The following is a 22995-nucleotide window of genomic DNA, read 5'->3' as shown; positions in this document are numbered from 1 at the left end:
AGCGGCTTATGGCTAACATGAAGGACGTTAAGCGCCGTATAAAGAGCGTGGAAAGCACCATGCAGATCACCAAAGCGATGCAGCTGGTGGCGTCCTCGAAGATGAGGAAAGCCAAAGAGCGTGCTGAGGCGGTACACCCGTTTTTTGAGGGCATATTTCAGGTGATGGCGGATATCTCCCGCGACCACGAATTTACTTCGGTGTTCACCAAGAAGAAGTTCAAGAACTCGGTACTGCTGATCGTCATTGCAGGTGACAGAGGTCTGGCGGGCGGCTTCAACTCGAATGTGCTCAAGCTGGCTAAGGCTAAGGCTGATGAGATACAGGCAAGCGGCGGTGAGGCTGTTATAATGGCAATAGGCAAAAAGGCTGTTGAGTTCTTTGAGAAGCGCGAATACAAGCTGATAGACGGTTTCCCGCAGATAGCTGAGGGCATCGAACTTATCGACGCGATGATGATCGCCAATAAGGTCGTGGAAAGGTTCAGGCTGGGCGACTTTGACGCGGTTGAACTGGTCTACACCACATTTGTTTCGGTGATGACGCAGGAACCTCAGCATCTCAGGATACTGCCTGTTGAAAATCTGGAATATCTGGGCAAAAAGCACCCGATGACCATATACGATCCCTCGCCCGAAGCTGTGTTTGACAGCCTGATACCCGAATATATGGGCGGCATGCTCTATTCTGCCATAGTTGACAGCTTCGCCAGTGAGCAGGCTGCCAGAAGAACGGCGATGGAGTCTGCCAGCGACAACGCAAGCGAGATGATCGACAAGCTGTCACTGCTCTACAACCGCGCAAGACAGGCACAGATAACTCAGGAGATAACCGAGATAAGCTCGGCAAGCCTTAATGATAATTCATAAGTCCTCGGCCGGACGGGCCGATATCGGCCGCTTACGCTCCCTCCGGTCGCTCGCTGTCACAGGCGGGGCGGCAGGTCGTTTACGAAAACGAGAGAGATGTGGGCGGAAGATAAAATAGGGCTGATGATATGGTTTGAGATGATGCTTTGCTGTTGCGGCAGAGCTTGATAATTCACAATTCGTGGTCTGTGCGGCGTTTTGGGCGCGGCATGGATAGGAAAGGAAGAAAGCTGATGGAAAGCACAAATATAGGCAAGGTCGTGCAGATAGTCGGAGCGGTCGTTGATGTGCGCTTTGACAAAGAACATATGCCGAACCTTCTGAATGCGCTTGAAATAGACAATAACGGCACTAAGCTGGTGGTCGAGGTGGCACAGCACATCGGTGATGATGTGGTAAGGTGCATCGCTATGTCCTCGACTGACGGGCTGGTAAGGGGCGTTGACGCTGTTGATACAGGCAAGGCTATATCCGTACCTGTGGGCAGGGCGACCCTTTCGAGAATGTTCAACCTGCTGGGTGAGCCTGTTGACAATCTGCCTGCGCCCGAAAATGCGGAGCGCTGGGAGATACACCGTGAGCCTCCCACATACGAAGAGCAGACTGCTGCCAACGAGATACTGGAAACAGGCATCAAGGTCATCGACCTGATAGCACCGTATCTTAAGGGCGGTAAGATAGGTCTGTTCGGCGGTGCGGGCGTTGGCAAGACGGTGCTGATACAGGAACTTATCAACAACGTTGCTAACCAGCATGGCGGTATCTCGGTATTCACAGGCGTTGGTGAGCGTACCCGTGAGGGCAACGACCTTTACTGGGAGATGAAAGAGTCGGGCGTTATCGACAAGACCGTTCTGGTGTACGGTCAGATGAACGAACCGCCCGGAGCGAGAATGAGAGTTGGTCTGTCTGGTCTGACGATGGCGGAGTATTTCCGTGATGTGGAAGGTCAGGACGTACTGCTCTTCATTGATAACATATTCAGATTTACACAGGCAGGTTCTGAGGTTTCGGCTCTGCTGGGACGTATGCCATCTGCCGTTGGCTATCAGCCCACACTGGCGACCGAGATGGGTGCTTTGCAGGAGAGGATAACCTCCACCAACAAGGGTTCTATCACTTCGGTACAGGCAGTTTACGTGCCTGCGGACGACCTGACTGACCCCGCACCTGCTACCACATTCGCACATCTGGACGCTACTACGGTACTTTCGAGAAGCATAGCTTCGCTGGGTATATTCCCCGCAGTTGACCCGCTGGAGTCCACCTCGCGCATACTGACCCCCGAAATAGTGGGCAATGAACACTATCAGGTGGCAAGACAGGTGCAGTCGATACTTCAGAGATATGTTGAACTTCAGGACATCATCGCCATCATGGGTATGGACGAACTTTCCGATGAAGATAAGCTGACAGTATCGAGAGCGAGAAAGATACAGCGTTTCCTGTCACAGCCTTTCTTTGTGGCAGAACAGTTCACAGGCTATCAGGGCAAGTATGTTCCTCTTAAGGAAACCATACGCGGCTTCAAGGAGATAATCGAGGGCAAGCACGATGACCTGCCTGAGTCGGCGTTCCTGTTTGTGGGCACAATAGACGAAGCTGTGGAGAAGGCGAAGAAGTCCGCCGAAGAAGAATAACGAAAGGCGGCGGCTATGGCAGTTTTCAAGTTAAAGGTGCTGACCCCCGAAAAGGTATTCTTTCAGGACGATACCGAACAGCTGGTGGCGAAGACGACCACAGGATATGTGGGTATACTGGCAAATCATTCGCCGTATGTGGCAAGCCTTGTGCCTGCTGAGATGAAGATAAAGATCGATGGTGCATTCCGTTCGGCGGCGATCTCTGACGGCGTTGTAAAGGTATCTGAGGACGGTAGTGTAACGGTGCTTACCTCAGCGGTGGAATGGTCTGATGAGATAGATGTAGCCCGCGCCCAGCGCTCCAAAGAGAGGGCTGAGAAACAGCTCAAAGCGCAGACCAGCCGCACAGAGTTCGACCTTGCGGAAAGACAGCTCAAAAGGGCAGTCAACCGTCTATCTGTTGCGGGCAAAAAATAGCAATACAAAAGCCGATGCGCAGTGCATCGGCTTTTATCATTATTAAGGTCATTCAAATTTTACGCCTTCTTTGCGCAGTTCACCCAGCCATTGACTGTCGATCTCGTGTATATCGGTGATCTCTACGCTTTTAACATTGCCGTTCTTGTCATAATGGTCGATACTTGACAGACTTTCAATGAAGTAATTGTAGACATAAAAACTGTTATCACCCGTATTGCTCTCATATACCTCATATGAAGTTATGTCATCTGATAAAGTTATCTTACTGCCTGCCAGCGTCCACCGTTCGCCCTTGTATTTCAGACCTTTTCCGAGAAGAACATCTATCTTGCCCTGTATATCGACTGTTGCAGACTTCGCAGGTGCGACACTGTATGTATCTTTCAGCCTGTCTATGGTGTAGAATTTTCCGTTGTACAGCACATATGACATATAGGATACAGTTCGCACATTTTCAATATAATTTGCGATGTCCATACGGTAGTCATTTCCGTAGCGCATATACTGCGTAAATGTCTTGCTCCCATCGTCATTCTGAGTCACGGTCTGAATGGCATATCCGCCCATGTCTGCCAAAGATCTGTGGAATACCCAGTTATACGTTCCGTAAACCATTGTTCCCAGCTTTTTTATGCCCTTGACATGCGCCGCTATCTTGACCACATCAGACACATTTATTATAAAGTTATTATTGATATCGGTACGCGCTAAATTCTCACCGAATAACTTGCGTTTGCCTTCCAGATATGCGCTTGCCATAACAGTGTCACTCACATTGATCTTGCCGTCAAGGTTGACATCACCGTACTTTCCGACATCCAGACCGTCTGTTATGTGGGCGGGATCAAGTTTACCCGCATTCGCAGGTATCGCCATTGAAAGCGCCATAACTACCGATGTCAGAAATACTGCAATTTTTCTTTTTCTCAAATCCAAAACCTCGTTTTAATTATTTGCGTTCCCAAGTTCCGACCAGTCCCATGCTTCGCCGCCGTCATCGGGGGTGTCATCGTAGGAAACACTGCCGATGCCCGTTATTCTGAATGTCACGCTCAGCGAATCATAGAAACTGAGTTCGTTCACATCTATGGCGGCATCATCGGCATCGTTCAGCATCAGGTTCGCTATCTCGATGCGGTAACAGTTGTCTTCTTCATCAAGGTTGCCGTACCTCACCTTAGCGGGGTCAAAATCGACTTCCCAGCCGTCAGCTTCAATGCTGACCAGCTCAACATTTATCTCATCACCGTGATATCTGCCCTTGATTTTCTTGTTGATGCCCGCATTTTCGCCGTCTTCAAGGAAACCCTCCAGCTCGTTGCCGTCAGCCGACAGAGTGCCGTCCAGCAGTCCTGTGATATCTACGCACAGCATGGTCGCACCCTCAGCACCCTTGAGATACTTTGAACCGTCCCAGTATTCTTCAAACTGCAAACTCTCGTTCAGTCCCGCGTCATCACGCGCCTGTATGCTGTTTCGTGTGATGCTGACTGTGTATGTGCCGTCAGCAGTGACATCTGCATCAACGCCGAAAGACGGCTGACCGAGATATCCCTGACCGTTCCAGTTGCCCCAGTTCATATCCTTGTCGGCAAACATCAGGAAAGCATTATATCCCTCAAAAGTTTCGTCAGCATTGTTTGGGTCGGCAGGCAGCTGCTTTACGCCCTTTACGTATGCGGCTATCAGCGATACATCGGTGACATTCACTTTGCCGTCACTGTTGACATCTGCTGCCGCAATGCTCTCCTTGTCAAGCATTTTTACCGTCTTTACATGGGCTGCCGTCTTAGCTATATCGGTGACATTTACGCTGCCGTCACCGTTTACATCGCCCCTGATATTTTTAGCTGCTGCTGCGCTGACTGTGCCTGTCAGCATCAGTGCGGCTGCGGTGATGAATGCTGCTGTTTTATTCATAGGTAAGACCTCCGTTATTTTTGTGTGGTTATCCCGCTGACACCACAATAAACGATGTTATATTGGAACTTGAAATAGTTGGCGGTTATCCTTCCCCCCCCCCGCCTACGGCGGGGGGAAGGATAACATCAACTCATTGTTTCCGCGATATATAGGCATTTTTGTGTGATGTGTTAAAGGGATAACCATATTTTTTTTGCCAATACTGTTCCGCTGACGGGTCAGCGGAAAGACTGTATTTTCAATTTAGACACTGCAAAGATGCACTATATTAATAATTATACTACAAAGGTGTGCGGTTGTCAACCACAGCAGTTTTCGGCACAGTCATGGCGGTGGAAGATAATATCATCAAGCGCACTTTACAGTGCCGCAGCATCGGGGTATCGTACAGGTATAACGCCGCGCTTTGTCAGAAGATCTCTGCGTAAGGCGGCAAAATGTTTCAGGTCACGGTGCGGTGTTTCAGCGTGTAAAAGTCAGCAGAATACAGGTGAAAAAATTAATATTTAATTTGCAATATCTCCGTTGACAAATCCATTAAAATCGTGTATCATTATATGATATTATAAGTATATTTTATGACTTTGTGGGAGGTAATGTTATGCTCGATACTAACGCAAACAGCAAGTTCGGAAAAGAAGGTCTTACCTTTGACGATGTGCTCCTTATTCCCGGTGAAAGTGACTGCACACCCGATATGGTCGATATCCACACACATCTTACTAAGGATATCGTTTTGAACACACCTATCATGACCTCTGCGATGGATACTGTTACAGAGTCCAAGATGGCTATAGCAATAGCGCGTGAGGGCGGTATAGGCATCATTCACAAGAATATGACCATTGCACAGCAGGCTGAGGAAGTAGATAAGGTAAAGCGTTCGGAGAACGGCGTTATAGTCAACCCATTCTCGCTGACCGCCGACAGGACTGTCGAGGAAGCGGACAAGCTGATGGGCAAGTATAAGATATCGGGCGTGCCGATAGTTGATGAGAACGGCAAGCTGGAAGGTATACTGACCAACAGAGATCTGCGTTTCATCACTGATTTCTCCATAAAGATAGGCAAGGTAATGACAAGGGAGAACCTTGTTACTGCCCCTGTTGATACCGATCTTGACGGTGCCAAGAAGATACTTATGCAGCACAAGATCGAGAAGCTGCCGCTGGTAGACGGTGACGGCGTTCTTAAGGGTCTTATCACCATAAAGGACATTGAAAAGGCTGTTCAGTACCCCAATTCTGCAAGGGATCAGAAGGGCAGACTGCTCTGCGGTGCTACCGTCGGCATGACACAGGATATTCTTGAAAGAGCGGGCGCACTGATAGATGCACAGGCTGATATACTGGCTCTTGACTCGGCACACGGTCATTCAAAGAACGTTATCGAGTGCCTGAAGAAGCTGAAATCCAACTTCCCGAACGTACCCGTTATCGCAGGCAACGTTGCAACTGCTGAGGCTGCAAGGGCGTTGTGCGAGGCTGGCGCTGACGCTATAAAGGTCGGCATCGGACCAGGATCTATCTGCACTACAAGAGTTGTGGCAGGTATCGGCGTACCTCAGATAACTGCTGTATATGACGCTGCATGTGCTGCTGCTGAGTATGGCATACCTGTTATCGCTGACGGAGGCATCAAGTATTCGGGCGATATCGTAAAGGCTCTGGCGGCAGGCGCAAATCTGGTAATGCTGGGTTCACTGCTGGCAGGCTGTGAAGAGGCTCCCGGTGAAACAGAGATATATCAGGGAAGACAGTTCAAGGTATATCGCGGCATGGGCTCTATGGCTGCTATGGCTAAGGGTTCTAAGGACAGATACTTCCAGACCAACTCCAAGAAGCTGGTACCTGAGGGCGTTGAGGGTCGTGTTGCTTATAAGGGCCCTGTTTCAGACACAATCTTCCAGCTGGTAGGCGGTATCAGAGCAGGGATGGGTTACTGCGGCTGCCATACTATCCCCGAACTGGGCGAAAAGGCAAAGTTTGTACGCATCACAGGCGCAGGTCTTAAGGAAAGCCACCCACACGACATCTACATCACTAAGGAAGCGCCCAACTATTCGGCAACTTCGGGTCTGTAATTTAACAGAGATCTACAAGGCAGAGTTTTGGCTCTGCCTTTTTTTGCATATTACGTTGCGTTTTATACAAAATGTGAGATCTTTATTGACATAAGAGTAAAAATAGGTTAAAATAGTATAGAGAAAAAGACGGAAGGAGTTGACATATGCTGCCATTTATTCAGACTGCCTATCTGTTTGCTTTGGGAAGCATGATAGGCTGGGTGCTGGAATTTTTCTACCGAAAGTTTTTTGACCCTGTGAATGTTGAGCGCAAGTGGCTCAATCCGGGATTTCTGACAGGACCGTATCTGCCGCTTTACGGTTTTGCACTGCTGCTGCTGTTCTGGCTGCGGCGGCTGGAGAACATTCTGCCGATAAATGACGGGCGGCTGCGCAAGCTGGTGCTGTTCCTGATAATGGCGGCTTGCATAACGGCGCTGGAATACTTCACGGGGCTGATATTCATTCTCAAGCTGAAAATAATGCTGTGGGATTATACGCAGTTTTGGGGGAATATCAAGGGCATCATCTGCCCGATGTACAGCTTTTTCTGGCTGGTGCTGAGCGTTGGCTATGTATTTGTGCTTGACCCGCCCATCACAAGCACCGTGAAATATCTGACAGACAACTTGCAGTTCACGTTTTTTGTGGGGCTTTACTACGGTGTGTTCTTTATCGACCTTGCAATATCCATCAACAACATCGTCAATATTGCAGAGTTCGCCCGCGAACATAACATAATCGTCAAGATAGACGAACTGAGGGCGCAGATAGAATCTTTCCGCGAAAAGACGAAAGGCGTTTCACATTTCTTCGTCCCGCTGAGATTTTCCGATACACTGCACAACAGCCTTGAAAGATACCGTGAGTTCCGCGAGAATTTCTCGGTGGGTGCGCTGCGCGAAAATCTGAAAGTCGAGAATATCAGAGAAAACATCAACAAGAATATCGACAAGATAAAGAAAAAATAATCGTGGTTATCCCGCTGACACACCACAAAAACGGCGGTTTTACAGAACTTAAGGTGGCTTGCGTATATCTTTCCCCCGCCTGCGGCGGGGGAAAGATATACAACGCTCAATTATCCTTTTGTTTACAGCATTTTAAGCTGGTGTGCTAAAGGGATAGACATAAAAATAATAGATAAAACTCCTGTCCTCACGCGGGACAGGAGTTTTTTGCGGCGTTGCAAATGAAAAGTGCGTGTTCGGAAATTTTCCGCCACGCACTTTTTTTACTTTATTATCTGTATCGTTATCAGATACGCTGCGGTACGTATGAATGCCGCAAATACCATCGCGAAAGCCGATGTGCCTGTGAGAAGCTGGCTTATCCAGAAAACTTCGTTGCAGCTGATGGGGTGCAGGTCATCACCGATGCGCTGGCGGCGTGTGACATGACCATTCCTGCTTTCATTGCCGCCCAGCTGAATGTCAAGTGCGCCTGCTGCCACTGCCATAGTGCAGCCCGAATTTGGGCTAGGCGAATGTCGCTTGTCGCGGGCGTATATCTCGGCTGCGTTTTTCCTGTCCAGTCTGAGGAAAGCCGCATCTGCACGCATGAAAGCTGCTGCAAGTCTTGCAGGCAGGAACATCACTACATCGTCCAGCTTCGCGGCGACTCTGCCAAAGTACAGGTGTTCTTTGTCCTTGAATCCGACCGTGTTATCCATTATATTGACAACTCTGCAAAAAACTGCGCCCAGTCCGCCGAAAATACATGCCCAGAACATCGGTGCTACCACGATATCCACCACGTTTTCGGAAGCTGCCTCTACTGCACATTTTGCGCATTCGGCGGTGCTCAGGTCATCGATATCGCGGTCTGTCAGCTTTTTGAGATAGCGGCGGGTGCTGCTGATATTATCAGTCCTGACACCGCGATAAACGCCCAGCAGACTGCGGCGCATATCTCTGCCCGATATCGAGAACCAGCAAAGCAGACCCTCCATGATGATGCCGACAACTACATTCAGCTTATAGCAAAGCAGCAGCAGCGCCACGCTTATGCCCATACATATCAGCAGTGTCATAGCCACCAGCATTATGCCCGCCATATTCTGGGCTTCAGGTGATTCGAGATAAGCGTTTTTGAGTATATTTTCCAGCTTTGCCACAAGGCGTTTGACCATATTGACGGGGTTCATCGAGCCGCCTGCATCGCCAAGCATCATATCCAGTGCAAAGCCCAGCGCCAGTGCGCACAGGGAATTCATTATCATCATAGGCTTGTTCTCCTGTTAGTACAAAAATAGCTTTACACATTATTATAGCATATTTTTCTCCCGATTTCAAGCCCTTTAGGGCGATATAAGTCAAAAAGCTGCCGCTGCGGGGCGAAGTTTTCAACTTTTTGCGGTCATCGATGTTGAAAAAACGGCTGCCCGACAGATGCCCGCAGAGAAATAAAAAAGCCGCAGCGTCCAATGCTGCGGCTCATTCTTATAGATTTACTGGTCATTGACATTCTCAGCGCCCTTGCCCAGTGCAGATGCGTGTTTTATCTCGCCTTCTGCCATGAAAGTGCCGAGTATATAATTGTTCATGATATTGTTATCTTCGTTCATTATCTTTTCGCCGTCTATGTAAAGTTTGGTGACAGCTGTCTGACCGTCAGGCGCTCTGCCGAAGACCATCTCATACTCTTCACCGTCAGCGGTAGTGCCTGTGAAAGTGACCTTGTTGGTGCTGAAGTCGAACCACCATTTGGTCTTCTCGAAATAGTTGTCGAAAGCCTCACTGTAACTCTTGCTTTCCAGCTTGATGTCTTTATCCAGCTTGAAATCGTAGTTTGAGTGTGAAGTTATGAAAACTCTGCCCACCGCGTAAAGCACCAGACCTATCGCTATGATGATGACGAACTTTATAACAGATGCGAGTCCGTGACCTACCAGACTGCGGTTTTTCTGCTTGCCGCTGCCTGCAACTGTCTGGAACGGCTGCTTGTTTCTGTCTTTTCTGGGGTCGTAGTTTTCTGGCAGATGTTCCCGCCTTGCCTTTGCTGTGCCGTAATTCGGGTCGAGTTTGTCCATCTGTCTGCCCGAACGGTTGGCGGCATAAGGAGTCTGTGTGCGTATACGGCTGCCTGTCAGACCGTCATTATTGTTTGCATTTGTGAAACTGCTCTGATTTTTCAGTTCAGAACCTCTGTAAGCGGGCATGACTTTGCCGCAGCCGGGGCAAATTTTTGCTGTGCTCTCAACGCTTGCGCCGCAAAATCTGCATTTTATATTCATTTATATACTACCTTACCTTTCCTTTGCAGCAGGGTCAGATATATCTGATAACGCCAACGACTTTTCCGAGGATATCCACGCTGTCAACGATTATGGGTTCCATGTGGTCATTTTCGGGCTGCAGCCTGAAATGTCCGTCCTCTTTGTAAAAAGTCTTCACCGTAGCGTCCTGACCGTCTACCATAGCCACGACTATCTCGCCGTTTGATGCAACGGGTGTCTGTTCGACAACTACCAAATCTCCGTCAAGTATAGCCGCATTTATCATCGACTCGCCCCTGACTTTAAGCGCGAACAGGGGAGAACTGTAATTCCTTGCAGGCTGAAAGCTGATATATTCGCTGACATACTCGATAGCGGTTATGGGTGTGCCTGCTGTAACAGTGCCTACCAGCGGTATAAGCATGCCGCTGCCGCCCACCAGCCTGATGGCGCGGTTCTGGTTATCGCCCTTTTCAAGAAAGCCCTTGTCAGTCAGGCTTTTGATGTACCTGTGTGCGGTCGATGTGGATTTGAACCCGAAATAGTTGCACACCTCGCGCACCGTCGGAGGATAACCCTCTTCGACCCTCGATTTGATAAATTCAAAGACCTTGCGCTCGTTCTCGGTGACTTTCATTGGTATCCCTCCTTAATCGGCGGAATTCAGCCTTTTTGCCAGTTTCTTTGCAAGTTTGTAAACATCGCCGCATCCTAAGGTGATGACGATATCGCCCTGCTGTTTGTTTTTTATGATATAGTCGATACATTCATCGAAATTCTTTTCCTTCTGTTCAGCGGTCTGCTTATCGACCACATGATGCGGAGTGTTGAACCATACTGCGTTCTTTGTTTTAGCGCCCAGCATCTCGGTATAGATGCCGTGTTCGTTCTTTTCGCGGCTGCCCATGATATCGGTGATGACCGAGATATCAGCTATTTCCAGCGCTCGTGCGAAATCGTCCATCAGTATCTCTGTGCGCGAATAGGTGAAAGGCTGGAAAACTGCCCACACTCTGTTGAAGTCCAGCCCCTTAGCGGCTTTGAGCGTAACAGCTATCTCAGCGGGGTGATGCGCATAGTCATCGACTATCGTTATGCCGCCCACCTTGTCTATCAGCTGGAAGCGTCTTATAGCGCCGTGAAAAGCGGCAAGACCTTTTGCCGCGTCCTCAAAGCTAAGACCCGAATACCTTGCGGCGGCTATGGCGGCAAGAGCATTCACCACATTGTGGTCACCGGGAACATTTATCTCCATCTCGGCGGCAGGTTCGCCCTTAAAGAACACCCTGAACTTTGTCACAAGCCCCTGCTTGCTTATTATCTCGGCAGAATAGTCATTCTTTCTGTCCCAGCCGAAACTGATAAGTTCCTTGCCCGAAATGCCCTCCAGCGATTTGCGGGTGTTGGCATCATCGCCGTTGAATATGACAGCTTTTGTCGCCATATCAGCAAATGTATGAAAACTCTTTATGATATTTTCGATATTCTTGAAATATTCCAGATGGTCTGCATCAACATTGAGTATTATAGCCACATCAGGGAAAAGTTTCAGGAAATGATCCTGATACTCGCAGGCTTCACACACCATGCTATCGGACTTGCCCGCTCTGCCCGAACCGCCTATACTCGGCAGTTTACCGCCGATGACACAGCTTATATCCTCGCCCGCATCGACAAATATCTCAGTCAGCATCGAGGAAGTGGTGGTCTTGCCGTGAGTGCCGCAGACGCACAGTGCATTTGAGTACCAGCCTGTTATGACACCCAGTATCTCCGCACGCTCACAGACTATGGCATCGCTTGCTTTTGCGGCGATAAGTTCGGGATTATCAGCCATTATAGCGGCTGTGTATATGATAAGTTCAGCGCCCTCGATATTCTCAGCCTTCTGTCCTAAGAATACCTTTATGCCCATCTTGCGCACAGCATCGAGCGTTTCTGTTTCATTGTTGTCAGAACCCGTTATCTCGTATCCCTTTGAATGGAATATCTGCGCCAGCGGGTACATGCCCGAACCGCCGATACCTATAAAATGTACACGTTTTATTTTATCAAGAACCTCTTCTGTAAGAACAGAACTCATTGAGATGCTCTCCTCTCTTCATGTTGATATCAAAATACTTATTCTATTTTATTATACTACATTTTTTCAGAAAAATAAAGACCTTTTCAGAATATTTTTTCGATTTTGCGGCAAAAATATTTTTGCAGACAAAAATCATCTGCCCGCCCGTAGTGTGAGCGGGGCAGGCGGTCAGCGTAAACTCAGTATGACTGCCCGCTTGTCCTGCCGACTTTACGGACAGACAGAGAAGAGGGAAAATTTATGGAGATAACAGGCGTAAAGATAAGGAAAGTACTTGAACATGGGCGTTTGCGTGGGATAGTCAGCGTGACTTTTGATGATGTGTTCGCAGTGCATGATATTAAAATAGTGCAGGGCGAACACAGGCTGTTCGTTGCCATGCCCAGCAGACGCGATGAAAACGGCGTTTTTCGCGATATCGTACACCCTATCACACCATCTGCGCGTGAGAAGATAGAAACGCAGGTGCTTGACGCATTTATGGAGGAACAGCTCAGGCGCGGTAAAGTGCAGTAAATAGAAAGCGTATATCGCCCCGAAAGTCAGTCAGACAGCGGCTCGGCTGAAAGACTGATGCTTCTTTGCTTTGCGAAAACGTTACCATTCTTTTAATAATGGGATTTGTTAAGAAAAGTATAGTTTTTACTATTCAAATAATAATCACTTGTGCTATAATTAATAGGATTTCAAATCTCGGCTGTCGGACACATCGCTGTATATAACAGGCATTGATAGTATTTCAGGGGAGTATCCCACCGTATGGGGGATAATAGCGATATTCCTTAAAATTCAGACAAGATCTGGTCACAAGACCCATATACCAAAGGAACTGCGACCTTATACTGTGAATTTAAAAAGTCGTATCGCTATAAGCGGTGTGCCCGAAAGACAGCTGAATAACATGATACAAACGGTATTATCGTAAAGGAGGAAGAATATGTTCCAGCTGAAATGGCTGTGGGTTAACATGAAAGAGAGCCGCGCGGCATACATAGCGGCACTGGTGCTTTCGATAGCCTGCAACGGACTTTACATAACAGCACCCTATTTCCAGTCAAGGATAATAGATACATTCATCTCGAACGAGAACGCGGCGGCTAATCTGCGAGATCATCGTGATCTGCTGATATGGCTGATAGCAGGCATGATAGGCTTCACTTTTCTGCGTACCTGCATGCAGTATGCCTGCAACATGTACTATGAGAAGGCATCGCAGGGCATGGTCTACAAGATAAGGACTCACCTTTTCCGCAAGATAGAAAATCAGGATATGGATTTCTACGACCGCTACCGCACAGGCGACCTTATGACAAGGCTGACAGGTGACCTCGACATGGTGCGGCACATGGTATCTTGGGTAATAAAGGGCTGTGTCGAGAGCATAGCGCTGTTTCTGGCGAGCATGATATACTTTTTCACCATCGACTGGCGCACTGCGCTGTGCATACTGGCGATGACTCCTGTCATTTTCTTCGTGACAAGGCTGTTCTCGCGCCATGCGGGACCTGCTTACCGCAAGGTCAGGGAAACTTCATCGGCGCTGAACACTGCGGCGCAGGAAAATATCTCAGGCAACCGCGTGGTAAAGGCGTTCGCAAAAGAGGACTACGAGATAGAGAAATTCCGCATGCGCGATGAAGAATACCGCTCTTCAAACATAAAGGCGGCTATGGTGTGGCTGAAATATCACCCGATAATCGATGTTGCGGCAGGTGCGCTCAGTGTGATACTGCTGCTGTGCGGCGGATATTTCATGATACAGCAGCACCTCACTATGGGTCAGTATGTGGCTATTTCGGGACTTCTCTGGGCGGTCAGCAACCCCATGAGGAACATGGGCAACTATGTCAATGACTTCCACCGCTTTATGGCATCGGCAAGCAAGGTCATCGAGATATACTATGAAGCGCCCCGCATAGTTGACCGCGTGGACGCTGAGGACACCGAAGAAAAGCTGAGGGGCGAGGTGGAGTTTAAAAATGTTACATTCTCCATCGGTGACAAGAAGATACTTGATAATATCAGCTTCCACATCAAGCCGGGTGAAACTGTGGTCATCATGGGCGAAACGGGAAGCGGCAAGACTTCGCTGATAAACCTTATACCCAGATTTTTCGACTGCGACAAGGGCGAAGTGCTGGTTGACGGTCTGAATGTGCGCATGCACAAACTTCACACGCTGAGAAGCAGTATAGGCATAGCCACACAGGACGTTCTGCTGTACTCGGATACTATCGACTCCAACATAGCCTACGGCGACAGCGAACTGGAAGAGGAGTATGTCCGCAGGTGCGCTGAACTGGCGGCGGCAAGCGATTTCATCGAGAAACTGCCGATGAAGTACGATACCATAGTCGGTGAGCGCGGCGTGGGTCTTTCGGGCGGTCAGAAACAGAGGATATCGCTGGCAAGGGCAATAGCCATCAAGCCGAAAGTGCTGATACTCGATGATACCACTTCGGCAGTGGATATGGAAACCGAGCATTACATACAGCAGAGTCTTGGCGGCGGTCTTGATTTTGAATGCACTAAAATAATCATCGCCCAGAGGATATCTTCCTCAAAGAACGCGGATAAGATAATCATTCTGCAAGACGGCAAAATAGCCGACATGGGCACACATGATGAACTGATAAGGCGCGAAGGCTACTACAAACAGATATACGAACTTCAAAGCGGCATAAACTGCAAGGCTGAAAGCGGGGTGGGGGCATAATGGCAAGAAATAAATACGATGAGGACGAACAGCTTGAAGCGCCCTTCGACTTTACGCACCTTAAGCGTTCCTACGTGTACATAAAGAAGTATCAGGGCAAGATGGTGCTTTCGCTGGTGCTTAGCATGGCGGCGGCAGTTTTCGGGCTGGTGGGACCTCTGCTGACACAGCGGGCGCTGGACAAGACCATTCCCGAAAAGAACGTGAAAGAACTGATGCTGCTGGGCTTCGGTCTGCTGGGGTTCAATCTGGCGGCTACGATACTCGGCAACATACGCGGCAGGATAATGACCGTCGTGGGGCAGAACATAATCTTCGATATACGCGAAGACCTCTTCGCACACCTGCAAAAACTGCCTTTCACCTATTACGATGACAGACCTCACGGCAAGATACTGATACGTGTCATAAACTACGTGAACTCGGTGTCGGATATGCTTTCAAACGGCATAATAAACTTCGTCATGGAGATACTGAACATGGTGTTCATACTGGTGTTCATGCTGATGGTAAGCCCTAAGCTGACACTGGTGGCACTGTCGGGTCTGCCGATATTCATGCTGGTGATGTTCGCCATAAAGAAACAACAGCGCCGCGCATGGCAGGATGTTTCAAACAAGTCCTCGAACATGAACGCCTATTTGCAGGAGAATATCGTTGGCGCAAGGATAACGCAGGTGTTCACCCGCGAGGAAGAGAACGCCGAGATATACGACCAGCTGAACGGCAAGTACCGCAAGGCGTGGATGCGGGCGGTAAAGTTCTCGAACCTTGTGTGGCCTGCCACCGATAACATCTCAACGCTGATAAGGGCGGCACTGTTCGTGATAGGTCTGCTGGTGATGCCGCAGGGCGCGGTATCGCTGGGTGTGCTGGCGGCTATGACAGGCTATGCGAGCCGTTTCTGGCAGCCTATAATGAACATCTCAAACATAATGAACAACTTCATCAACAACATAGCTTACCTCGAACGTATCTTTGAAACGCTGGACGAACCTGTGACCATCACCGATAAAGAGGGCGCAGAGGAACTGGGCGAGATAACAGGTCAGGTCAGCTTTGAGGACGTTACTTTCGGCTACGAAAAGGGTATCAACGTGCTGGAACATATCTCCTTTGATGTCAAGGCAGGGGAGAGCGTTGCGCTGGTAGGACCGACAGGTGCAGGCAAATCCACCATAGTTTCGCTGATATCGCGCTTTTACGATATCGAACATGGGCGCATAACTGTTGACGGCGTGCCTATATCAGATGTAACGCTGAAGTCGCTGAGAAGTCAGATGGGCATAATGCTTCAGGACAGCTTCATTTTCAGCGGCACGATACTCGACAACATTCGTTACAGCAAGCTGGACGCTACCGATGAAGAGGTACGTGCGGCGGCAAAGACTGTCTGCGCAGATGAATTTATCAGGCAGATGGAACAGGGCTACGATACCGAAGTCAACGAGCGCGGCAGTAAGCTGTCGGGCGGCGAGAAACAGCTTATCAGCTTTGCAAGGACTCTGCTGAGCGACCCGAAGATACTGGTGCTTGACGAAGCGACTTCCTCCATTGATGCTAAAACAGAAGCCCTCTTACAGCAGGGAATAAACCGCCTGCTAAAGGGCAGGACATCTTTCATAATTGCCCACAGGCTCTCGACCATACGCAACTGCGACCGCATAATGTATATTGACGAGAAAGGCATTCTCGAAAGCGGTAGTCACGATGAACTGATGGAAAAGCGCGGCGCTTATTACAAGCTGTACACTGCACAGTCAGCATGACCATTCCGCCGTACTCCCTGCATACGGCAAATACCTCAATAACACAACACCGCTTCGGCTTGCGCTGAGGCGGTGTTTTTCGCATATAAAAAGCCTCCGCACCCGAAGATGCAGAGGCTTCATTATTCAGCTTGTGTCAGCAGTATCGCAGGTATTAACCCTTTGTCAGACCCTCGATAGTGAAGGTAACAGACAGTTCCTTGCTGAACTTGAGGTTAGCAAAGTCGATGCCGGGATCGTCCTTAGTGCTGCCGTACTCGTTGTAGATCTCAATTCTGTAGCGGTTATTGTTGTCCTCGATGTTGCCATAAACGAACTTGGACTCATCAAAGTCAAGCTCAACGCCGTCAGCCTTGATGGAAGTTACCTTAACAGTCAATTCCTGACCTGTGTATCTGCCCTTGCCCATGATATCAGTGGTGGGGTCAGCATCGGTGAACTTCTTCTGAGTGCCCTTCTTGGTAGCTTCGCCGTCCCATGTCATTGTGCCGTCGCAGATACCTGTGATGTCAACGCAGAATACTGTAGCGCCCTCACTGGGGATTATCTCGCCTGTTGCTTCATCGCGGTAGATGCCTGCATCGTGTATACCCAGTTCAGCATCAGCCTCAACAGCAGGGTCGGGAGTTTCCAGCGACTCAGGGGTGATGGAAACAGTGTACTCGCCGTCGCCGTTGAGTATAGCATCAACGCCGTAAGCGCCCTTGTCAGCCGCAGATGTGCTGTGACCGTTCCAGTTGCCCCAGCCCCATGAAGAGTTGGTGAACATCAGGAATGCGTCGTAAGGCAGGTTCTCTACCTCAGCAGAAGTAGGATCGTTATCGGGATCCTGAGGTTCGTCAGCAGGCTTAGCATCCAGCTTCTTGATGCCCTTAACGTGAGCAGCTATCTTGGAAACATCGGTAACGTTGATCTTGGTATCGAAGTTAGCGTCAGCAGCTTCCTTCTGTTTGTCAGTAGTCAGCGCCTTAACGCCCTTAACGTGAGCAGCAGCCTTAGAAACGTCGGTAACGTTTATCTTGCCGTCACCGTTTACATCACCGATCAGTGTTTCGCCGTCGGTAGGCTGGTCATCGGAAGGCTCGGAAGGTTCGGAAGGCTCAGCCGCAGTGTTGAAGTCGTCCCACTTGGGAGCGGTATAGGTCTGCTTTTCGTGAGTTCCGTCAGCGACCTTTATCTTATCCTGTAAGTAAACATTCTCAGGTGAGGGGTTCAGTACAACGTGGTCAAGCTGGAATACAGCCTCACCGCTCTCGTCGTTGTTCCAGTCGTTCAGCCAGATCCTTGCGTTGGTATCTGTATCAGCGAAGAAACCGGGCAGAGTATCATTTGCGCCGTAGTCACCGGGCTGCTTTACAACGGTTATAGCATACAGACCGTCCTTGACCTTTACCAGAGAACCGGGCTTGATGAGATCAGCATAGCCGTCGCCGTCAGCGTCGGTGTAGTTGCCTGCATCGTCCAGCTGATAAGTCATGTTGGTGGACTCTACCTGATACCAGTTAGCTGAATCGCAGGAGAAGCCGATGCCGAAGCCCGACCAGTCGCGCTTAGCCAGCAGTTCTTCATTGCCCTTGATGAAGAAAGTAACGCCTGTTACGGTGGAGAGATCCCAGCAGTTGAGATCCTTTGAGGGCTTGTTGACATCTTCAAACTCACCGCAGAGATAGATGAAGTTCCTGTAAGCCCTTGCCTTTGAGTCCTCAGAAGCGGGAGCCTCATAGTAGCCGTCAAAATACTCAGCAGAAGCATCTATAACGAAGTCGCTGTAAACATTCTTTTCGAGAGTGGTGTCGTCCCATACGCTGAAAGTTACATCTATATAGTCATACTCCATGTTCTCGATGCCCTTGAAAGGATTAACGCCATCTTCCTTAGTTGAACCGAAGGAGTTGTAAAGTTCGATCCTCCAGTTGCCCTTGCCCTCAGGGTCGCCTGTAACGATCTTTGCATAATCGAGTGTAGTAGCAGCGTCCTTTTCGGGCTTTTCGAGGTTAGGAGCCTTAAGTACGGTGTTCTTTACCTTAGGGGTGCCGTCCTCCTTAGTATCGAGGGTGCCGTCATCCTTATATTTCTTGGTGACCAGAGTTACCTTTGAAACGCTTATGTTCATATTGGGGTACTGCTCGTAGATACCCTCCATATCGATGCAGAATACAGAAGCGCCCTTGCCCTTTACCTCAACACCGTTGCCTTCGTTGTCCTTAGGGGTTATGCGCAGTGTGTTTGTACCTCTCTTAACTTCTATAGAAGAAGACCAGTCCTGAGCGCCCCAGTCGCCTGATGCGAAAGCAGCCTTAGCTATAACAGGTGAGCCGTCCTCCTTGAGAAGAGTATCGCCCATCTTAAGATCAGCGGCATCTGCTGCCGATACAGGCAGTACTACCATCATGCTTGCTGCCAGAGCAGCTGCTGTCATGCCGGCGAAAAATTTCTTAAATCTCATTTCAAAATTCCTCCTTTAAAAATTCCGTATCCATATCGCGTTCAGAATTTAGTATCACACCCAAATTCCGATAGCATCATTATACATCATTAATACTTAAATGTCAAGAGTTTTTAGCAATTTTCATTAAATATTTATTGGCTTTGAGGAATATATCAAATTTGTACAGAAAGAGAAAATTCTTATACCCTGTAAACGTTCACATGCAAAAAAACGGGGCGACCGTTAAATGTCGTCCCGTTTATGGATATCATCTGTTCAGCTGTAATAAACTGTTATCAGAGTTTCTTGATGCCCTTTACCTGAGCGGCTATCTTGGAAACATCAGTTACGTTTACCTTGCCGTCTAAGTTTACATCAGCCGCAGCTGCGAAGTTTGCATCGAGCTTTTTGATGCCCTTAACGTGAGCCGCAACCTTTGAAACATCGGTAACATTTACCTTGCCGTCGCCGTTTACATCGCCCATCATACCGATATCATCGGAGATGCCTGTTTCGTTGATGACGATGGTGATGGAGTTGGTAGCAGTGCCGTTTGCATTGCGTACAGTTACTACTACAGTACCCATATCCTTTATAGACAGCTTGCCGTCGTTGTTGATGGTAGCTATCTCAGGCTTATCTACCGACCACTTAAGAGTGTCAGCCGCTTCACTGCCGTCAGCGGTGGTCTGCTTGCAAACCAGCTGGTAGCTGCCTATCTTCTTGGCGATGGTCACCTTGTTTTTGAGGTCGATACCGCTGTCGTTCTGGAAGCTGAGTGCTGCTGCGACCTTAGAGTTGTCAACGAAGATGACATAGCTCTTGTTGTTTTCAGCGTATGCCTGTGCAGTAGAACCCTCTGTGCCGTAGAGTGTTATCTTGCCGTTGGAACTGTTGAAGACATTCTTGCCCAGTTCAACTGTGCCGTTGGTACCGAAATCAACATATTCAAGGTGGTGGCAGTCGTGGAAAGTATTGTCCTCTATCTTCTTTACATTGTCTGTCAGTATTGCGTTCTTAAGGAATATGTTTGCTGCGCAGGAGTAAGAAGACATGGTGGTAACGCTGTCGGGCAGAGTATAGCTGTCGCCCTGCTTGCGTACAGGTCTTGCCAGCAGTTCGGACATATCCTTGTTGTAGAGGATACCGTCAACGCTCTTGTAGTTGGGGTTGTTCTCATCAACATTTATAGCTGCCAGAGGTGTGTAACCCTTTTCAGTCACTTCTTCCTCCTTGATGTAGATGTTGAACATCGAGAGGTCGAGAGATGTAGCAGATGCAGGGAAGTTGATGGTCTGCATGCAGTAGTTGTTCTTGAAAACAGTGCTGCCGATGAGAGTCAGGCTCTCAGGAATGGTGTATTCGCCGTCATCAGCGTCCTTAGCGCCAAGTGTGTGCAGGTAGTAGCAGTTGTTGAATGCGCTCTTGCCCAGCTTTACCAGAGTGTCCTTAGGCAGGTAGCAGGTCTTAAGTGTCACACACTCGCTGAAACAGCTTTCAGGTATCTCGATTATGTTTGAAGACGAGAAATCAGCAGTTTCGAGTACCTTGTTCTTGTAGAAGGCATTTGAGTCGATGAATATGGCAGAACCGTCATCGGGTGTGCCTATAACGACATTCTTGAGTGCGTCCTCCGCGAATGCGCTGGACTTTATCCTCAGCAGGCTGCCGGGGAATGTTGTAACATCGCCGCTGTCTGTAGAAGAAAATCTTTCAAGTGCGGTGCAGTTAGCAAATGCGCTTGAACCTATCTCGGAGAGCGAGGAATTGTCTTCCCACTTGACTGCTTTCATAGAAGTACACTTGTGGAAAGCGTTTGAACCTATCTGTGCAACGTTGCGTGGTATGAAAGCATCTTCCAGTGCCGAGCATTCTTCAAAAGTAGAGCTCTGGATTATGGTGATGTTTGAGAATGCAGTCTTGCCCGAAGGAGTGGTAGGCATGTGCTTGAGCGATGTGCATCCCTTGAATGCGGAAGAACCCACCTGAGTGATGGTGTCGTTCATGATAACTTCTTCAAGGTTGGTACACTTCTCAAAAGCAGATGTATCAACGGTGGTAACTTCACCGAGGAATGTTATCTTATCAAGTGATGTGTCGTTCTTGAATGCACTGTTCTGTATTACCTTAACGCCCTTCGGCATAGATATGGTGTTGTTTGCGTTGCCGCCTACGTTTGAACCCAGCAGGTTTGTGCAGTCGCTGAAAGAGTTCTTGCCCACAACGGCGAACTGCGAGTCATCGGTAAAGTTTATGTACTTGAATGCAGAGCACTTCTGGAAACCGCACTGCTGTACGCCGCCGAGCGAAGCAGGGAACTGGAATGTGTACGCCAGCTTGCTTGTGTTGGAAGGTGTCAGTGTTTCAAGTGCGGTACACTCGTTGAATGCGTAGTCATAGATAGTACCCAGATCTTTGGAAACCACTACATCTTTAAGTGAAGTACACTTCTGGAAAGTGTATTTCGGTATAGCGGTTATCGCATCAGGTACAGTGATATCCAGCAGAGAATAGTCGTTCTCAAAAGTGTACTCGCCCATTTTGGTAAGAGGGCTGATGTCTGCATGGGTCAGACCTACGCAGTTGCGGAAAGTTTCAGAGGCAAGTTCGGTCCATGTCGAGGGCAGAACTACCTTGTTCTTCAACTTAGCTGTATCAGACCTTGGGTACAGCGAGAGCACGATGTCGTTCTTGAATGCGGCAGTGCCGACCTCTTCAAGAGTATCGGAAACTACGACTTTCTCCAGCTTGCTGCATCCTGCGAACGCGCTGCTGCCTATCTTGTCGTTGGCATCAGGCAGTTCAACAGATACCAGTGAAACGCAGTTTAAGAATGCGCCTGACATGATGTTCTCGCAGTGGGAATTTGCAGGGCTTGAACCGAAGTTGAAAGTGGTCAGCGAAGAACAGCCGCTGAAGCAGTTTGCAGGTATCCATGCACCGAGATCCGGCCATGTGAAGTTCTGCAGTGACTTACAGTTGTTGAACATGCCGTTTGTGCCGATCTTAAGTGTCATATTTCCTGCGGGCAGGGTGTTGTAGTTAAGACCCTTTACCGAAACTCTTACCAGCTTTTCGCAGTTAACAAAAGCAGAGTTGCCCAGCAGTGTCAGCCCGTCATTTGACTCGAACTCTACAGTTTCCAGCGAAGTACAGCCTGAGAACGCATTGTCGTTTATAGTGGATACAGATGCGGGCAGGTCAACATTTACCAGTGTGATGTTGCCGCTGAAAGCGTTCTTGCCGATGCTTTCCAGCGAATTGCCCATAGTGTAGGAGTTTATCTCCTTGCAGCTTGAGAAAGCGTTGTCGCCTATGGTGACGATGTTGGAGATATCCATTGTTGTTTCATTGGTACCCTGAAGTATGGAGCAGCCGCTGAATGCGCCGCTGCCTATCTCAGTGATGGTCGAGCCCAGCGAAACGGTCTGAAGATGAGGGCAGCTTGATGCGAAGTTGCTGCCTACCGCAGTAACGAGGTCGTCCTCAAAGTAGATGTGCGAAAGGTTGGGGTAAGTTCTGAGCGCCTTTTCGGAACCTGCGTTCAGTACTATCTTTCTGCCGCCCAGATTGCCTGCCAGACTTGTCAGCTGATCTCTCAGCCCGCTCATATCTATCCTCAGGTCTGTAGCACTTTCGTTAAGACCCAGATATGTGAAAAGGTTCTTTGGTGTCAGTGTGATGGTGCCGTCGTTCTCGATGGAAACAACAACATCGTCGATGGTTTCTTTGGTAGCAGCAGATGCAGTGATCGTAGCTGCGGGCGAGAAGTTGAATACCGTATTTGCAGGTACGCAGGAAGCTGTCATCAGCAGTGCGGCAACACTCGCCATGATCTTCTTTTTCATTTGTTTTTCCT

At 48.9% G+C, this 22995-nt stretch carries 17 protein-coding genes; 9 read left to right on the top strand and 8 right to left on the bottom strand.

What is annotated here, in order from left to right; translation table 11 throughout:
* Positions 1 to 8 precede the first annotated feature (8 nt).
* From atpG to atpC, 3 genes are all read left to right on the top strand, one after another.
* Entirely contained in the window at positions 9 to 869 is an 861-nt protein-coding gene (gene atpG / locus CUS_RS01450; protein ID WP_002847034.1) for an ATP synthase F1 subunit gamma, read from the top strand.
* A 233-nt stretch (positions 870 to 1102) separates the two neighbouring features.
* A complete protein-coding gene (gene atpD / locus CUS_RS01445; RefSeq protein ID WP_002846986.1) occupies positions 1103 to 2509 on the top strand; it encodes a F0F1 ATP synthase subunit beta in 1407 nt (468 codons plus the stop codon).
* A gap of 15 nt (positions 2510 to 2524) precedes the next feature.
* Positions 2525 to 2929, top strand: coding sequence for an ATP synthase F1 subunit epsilon (atpC, locus tag CUS_RS01440; RefSeq protein ID WP_002847120.1), 405 nt, complete (start codon positions 2525 to 2527; stop codon positions 2927 to 2929).
* 48 nt (positions 2930 to 2977) lie between these two features.
* On the opposite strand, the gene CUS_RS01435 is transcribed toward atpC, so the two are convergent.
* Together CUS_RS01435 and CUS_RS01430 are read right to left on the bottom strand one after the other, a co-directional pair.
* Positions 2978 to 3862 (bottom strand): dockerin type I repeat-containing protein, encoded by an 885-nt coding sequence (locus tag CUS_RS01435; RefSeq protein ID WP_002847170.1) that lies wholly within the window; start codon positions 3860 to 3862, stop codon positions 2978 to 2980.
* A 15-nt stretch (positions 3863 to 3877) separates the two neighbouring features.
* Positions 3878 to 4852 carry a dockerin type I repeat-containing protein gene (locus tag CUS_RS01430; protein ID WP_002847045.1) on the bottom strand — a complete coding sequence of 325 codons (975 nt, stop codon included), beginning with the start codon at positions 4850 to 4852 and terminating at the stop codon, positions 3878 to 3880.
* A gap of 299 nt (positions 4853 to 5151) precedes the next feature.
* On the opposite strand from CUS_RS01430, the gene CUS_RS20600 reads away from it, so the two are divergent.
* From CUS_RS20600 to CUS_RS01420, 3 genes are all read left to right on the top strand, one after another.
* Positions 5152 to 5283: a hypothetical protein gene (locus tag CUS_RS20600; protein ID WP_002847056.1), complete on the top strand. Its 132-nt coding sequence runs from the start codon at positions 5152 to 5154 to the stop codon at positions 5281 to 5283.
* A 173-nt stretch (positions 5284 to 5456) separates the two neighbouring features.
* Positions 5457 to 6938: an IMP dehydrogenase gene (guaB, locus tag CUS_RS01425; protein WP_002847092.1), complete on the top strand. Its 1482-nt coding sequence runs from the start codon at positions 5457 to 5459 to the stop codon at positions 6936 to 6938.
* A gap of 146 nt (positions 6939 to 7084) precedes the next feature.
* Entirely contained in the window at positions 7085 to 7891 is an 807-nt protein-coding gene (locus CUS_RS01420) for a putative ABC transporter permease (RefSeq protein ID WP_002847000.1), read from the top strand.
* Positions 7892 to 8154: 263 nt separating this feature from the next.
* On the opposite strand, the gene cbiB is transcribed toward CUS_RS01420, so the two are convergent.
* From cbiB to murC, 4 genes are all read right to left on the bottom strand, one after another.
* A complete protein-coding gene (cbiB, locus tag CUS_RS01415) occupies positions 8155 to 9144 on the bottom strand; it encodes an adenosylcobinamide-phosphate synthase CbiB (RefSeq protein ID WP_002846974.1) in 990 nt (329 codons plus the stop codon).
* 225 nt (positions 9145 to 9369) lie between these two features.
* Entirely contained in the window at positions 9370 to 10155 is a 786-nt protein-coding gene (locus tag CUS_RS01410) for a zinc ribbon domain-containing protein (RefSeq protein ID WP_002846959.1), read from the bottom strand.
* Between the two features lie 34 nt (positions 10156 to 10189).
* On the bottom strand, positions 10190 to 10774 hold the full coding sequence (gene lexA, locus CUS_RS01405) for a transcriptional repressor LexA (protein ID WP_002847041.1): 585 nt from the start codon (positions 10772 to 10774) through the stop codon (positions 10190 to 10192).
* Positions 10775 to 10786: 12 nt separating this feature from the next.
* Entirely contained in the window at positions 10787 to 12220 is a 1434-nt protein-coding gene (gene murC, locus CUS_RS01400) for a UDP-N-acetylmuramate--L-alanine ligase (RefSeq protein ID WP_002847140.1), read from the bottom strand.
* Positions 12221 to 12463: 243 nt separating this feature from the next.
* Here murC and spoVG point away from each other — a divergent pair, with 243 nt between their 5' ends.
* The 3 genes from spoVG (at position 12464) to CUS_RS01385 (ending at position 16708) form a co-directional block, all read left to right on the top strand.
* On the top strand, positions 12464 to 12739 hold the full coding sequence (gene spoVG, locus CUS_RS01395; RefSeq protein WP_002847114.1) for a septation regulator SpoVG: 276 nt from the start codon (positions 12464 to 12466) through the stop codon (positions 12737 to 12739).
* 421 nt (positions 12740 to 13160) lie between these two features.
* Positions 13161 to 14939 carry an ABC transporter ATP-binding protein gene (locus CUS_RS01390; protein ID WP_002846951.1) on the top strand — a complete coding sequence of 593 codons (1779 nt, stop codon included), beginning with the start codon at positions 13161 to 13163 and terminating at the stop codon, positions 14937 to 14939.
* Positions 14939 to 16708 carry an ABC transporter ATP-binding protein gene (locus CUS_RS01385; RefSeq protein WP_002847082.1) on the top strand — a complete coding sequence of 590 codons (1770 nt, stop codon included), beginning with the start codon at positions 14939 to 14941 and terminating at the stop codon, positions 16706 to 16708. The genes CUS_RS01390 and CUS_RS01385 overlap by 1 nt, the downstream gene beginning before the upstream one ends.
* Before the next feature lie 154 nt (positions 16709 to 16862).
* Here CUS_RS01385 and CUS_RS18405 read toward each other — a convergent pair whose 3' ends face one another.
* Positions 16863 to 19154: a dockerin type I repeat-containing protein gene (locus tag CUS_RS18405; protein WP_002846972.1), complete on the bottom strand. Its 2292-nt coding sequence runs from the start codon at positions 19152 to 19154 to the stop codon at positions 16863 to 16865.
* Between the two features lie 278 nt (positions 19155 to 19432).
* Entirely contained in the window at positions 19433 to 22984 is a 3552-nt protein-coding gene (locus tag CUS_RS01375; protein WP_002847083.1) for a leucine-rich repeat protein, read from the bottom strand.
* Between the last annotated feature and the right edge of the window lie 11 nt (positions 22985 to 22995).

Origin of the sequence: Hominimerdicola alba 8 (genome assembly GCF_000178155.2) — a bacterium.
Classification (GTDB): domain Bacteria; phylum Bacillota; class Clostridia; order Oscillospirales; family Ruminococcaceae; genus Hominimerdicola; species Hominimerdicola alba_C.
This window is presented reverse-complemented; position numbering and strand designations above follow the sequence as displayed.

Coding starts and splice junctions, on each gene's coding strand:
- atpG (WP_002847034.1), top strand. CDS start 9: ATGGCTAACATGAAGGACGTTAAGCGCCGTATAAAGAGCGTGGAAAGC.
- atpD (WP_002846986.1), top strand. CDS start 1,103: ATGGAAAGCACAAATATAGGCAAGGTCGTGCAGATAGTCGGAGCGGTC.
- atpC (WP_002847120.1), top strand. CDS start 2,525: ATGGCAGTTTTCAAGTTAAAGGTGCTGACCCCCGAAAAGGTATTCTTT.
- CUS_RS01430 (WP_002847045.1), bottom strand. CDS start 4,852: ATGAATAAAACAGCAGCATTCATCACCGCAGCCGCACTGATGCTGACA.
- guaB (WP_002847092.1), top strand. CDS start 5,457: ATGCTCGATACTAACGCAAACAGCAAGTTCGGAAAAGAAGGTCTTACC.
- CUS_RS01420 (WP_002847000.1), top strand. CDS start 7,085: ATGCTGCCATTTATTCAGACTGCCTATCTGTTTGCTTTGGGAAGCATG.
- cbiB (WP_002846974.1), bottom strand. CDS start 9,144: ATGATGATAATGAATTCCCTGTGCGCACTGGCGCTGGGCTTTGCACTG.
- CUS_RS01410 (WP_002846959.1), bottom strand. CDS start 10,155: ATGAATATAAAATGCAGATTTTGCGGCGCAAGCGTTGAGAGCACAGCA.
- lexA (WP_002847041.1), bottom strand. CDS start 10,774: ATGAAAGTCACCGAGAACGAGCGCAAGGTCTTTGAATTTATCAAATCG.
- murC (WP_002847140.1), bottom strand. CDS start 12,220: ATGAGTTCTGTTCTTACAGAAGAGGTTCTTGATAAAATAAAACGTGTA.
- spoVG (WP_002847114.1), top strand. CDS start 12,464: ATGGAGATAACAGGCGTAAAGATAAGGAAAGTACTTGAACATGGGCGT.
- CUS_RS01390 (WP_002846951.1), top strand. CDS start 13,161: ATGTTCCAGCTGAAATGGCTGTGGGTTAACATGAAAGAGAGCCGCGCG.
- CUS_RS01385 (WP_002847082.1), top strand. CDS start 14,939: ATGGCAAGAAATAAATACGATGAGGACGAACAGCTTGAAGCGCCCTTC.
- CUS_RS18405 (WP_002846972.1), bottom strand. CDS start 19,154: ATGAGATTTAAGAAATTTTTCGCCGGCATGACAGCAGCTGCTCTGGCA.
- CUS_RS01375 (WP_002847083.1), bottom strand. CDS start 22,984: ATGAAAAAGAAGATCATGGCGAGTGTTGCCGCACTGCTGATGACAGCT.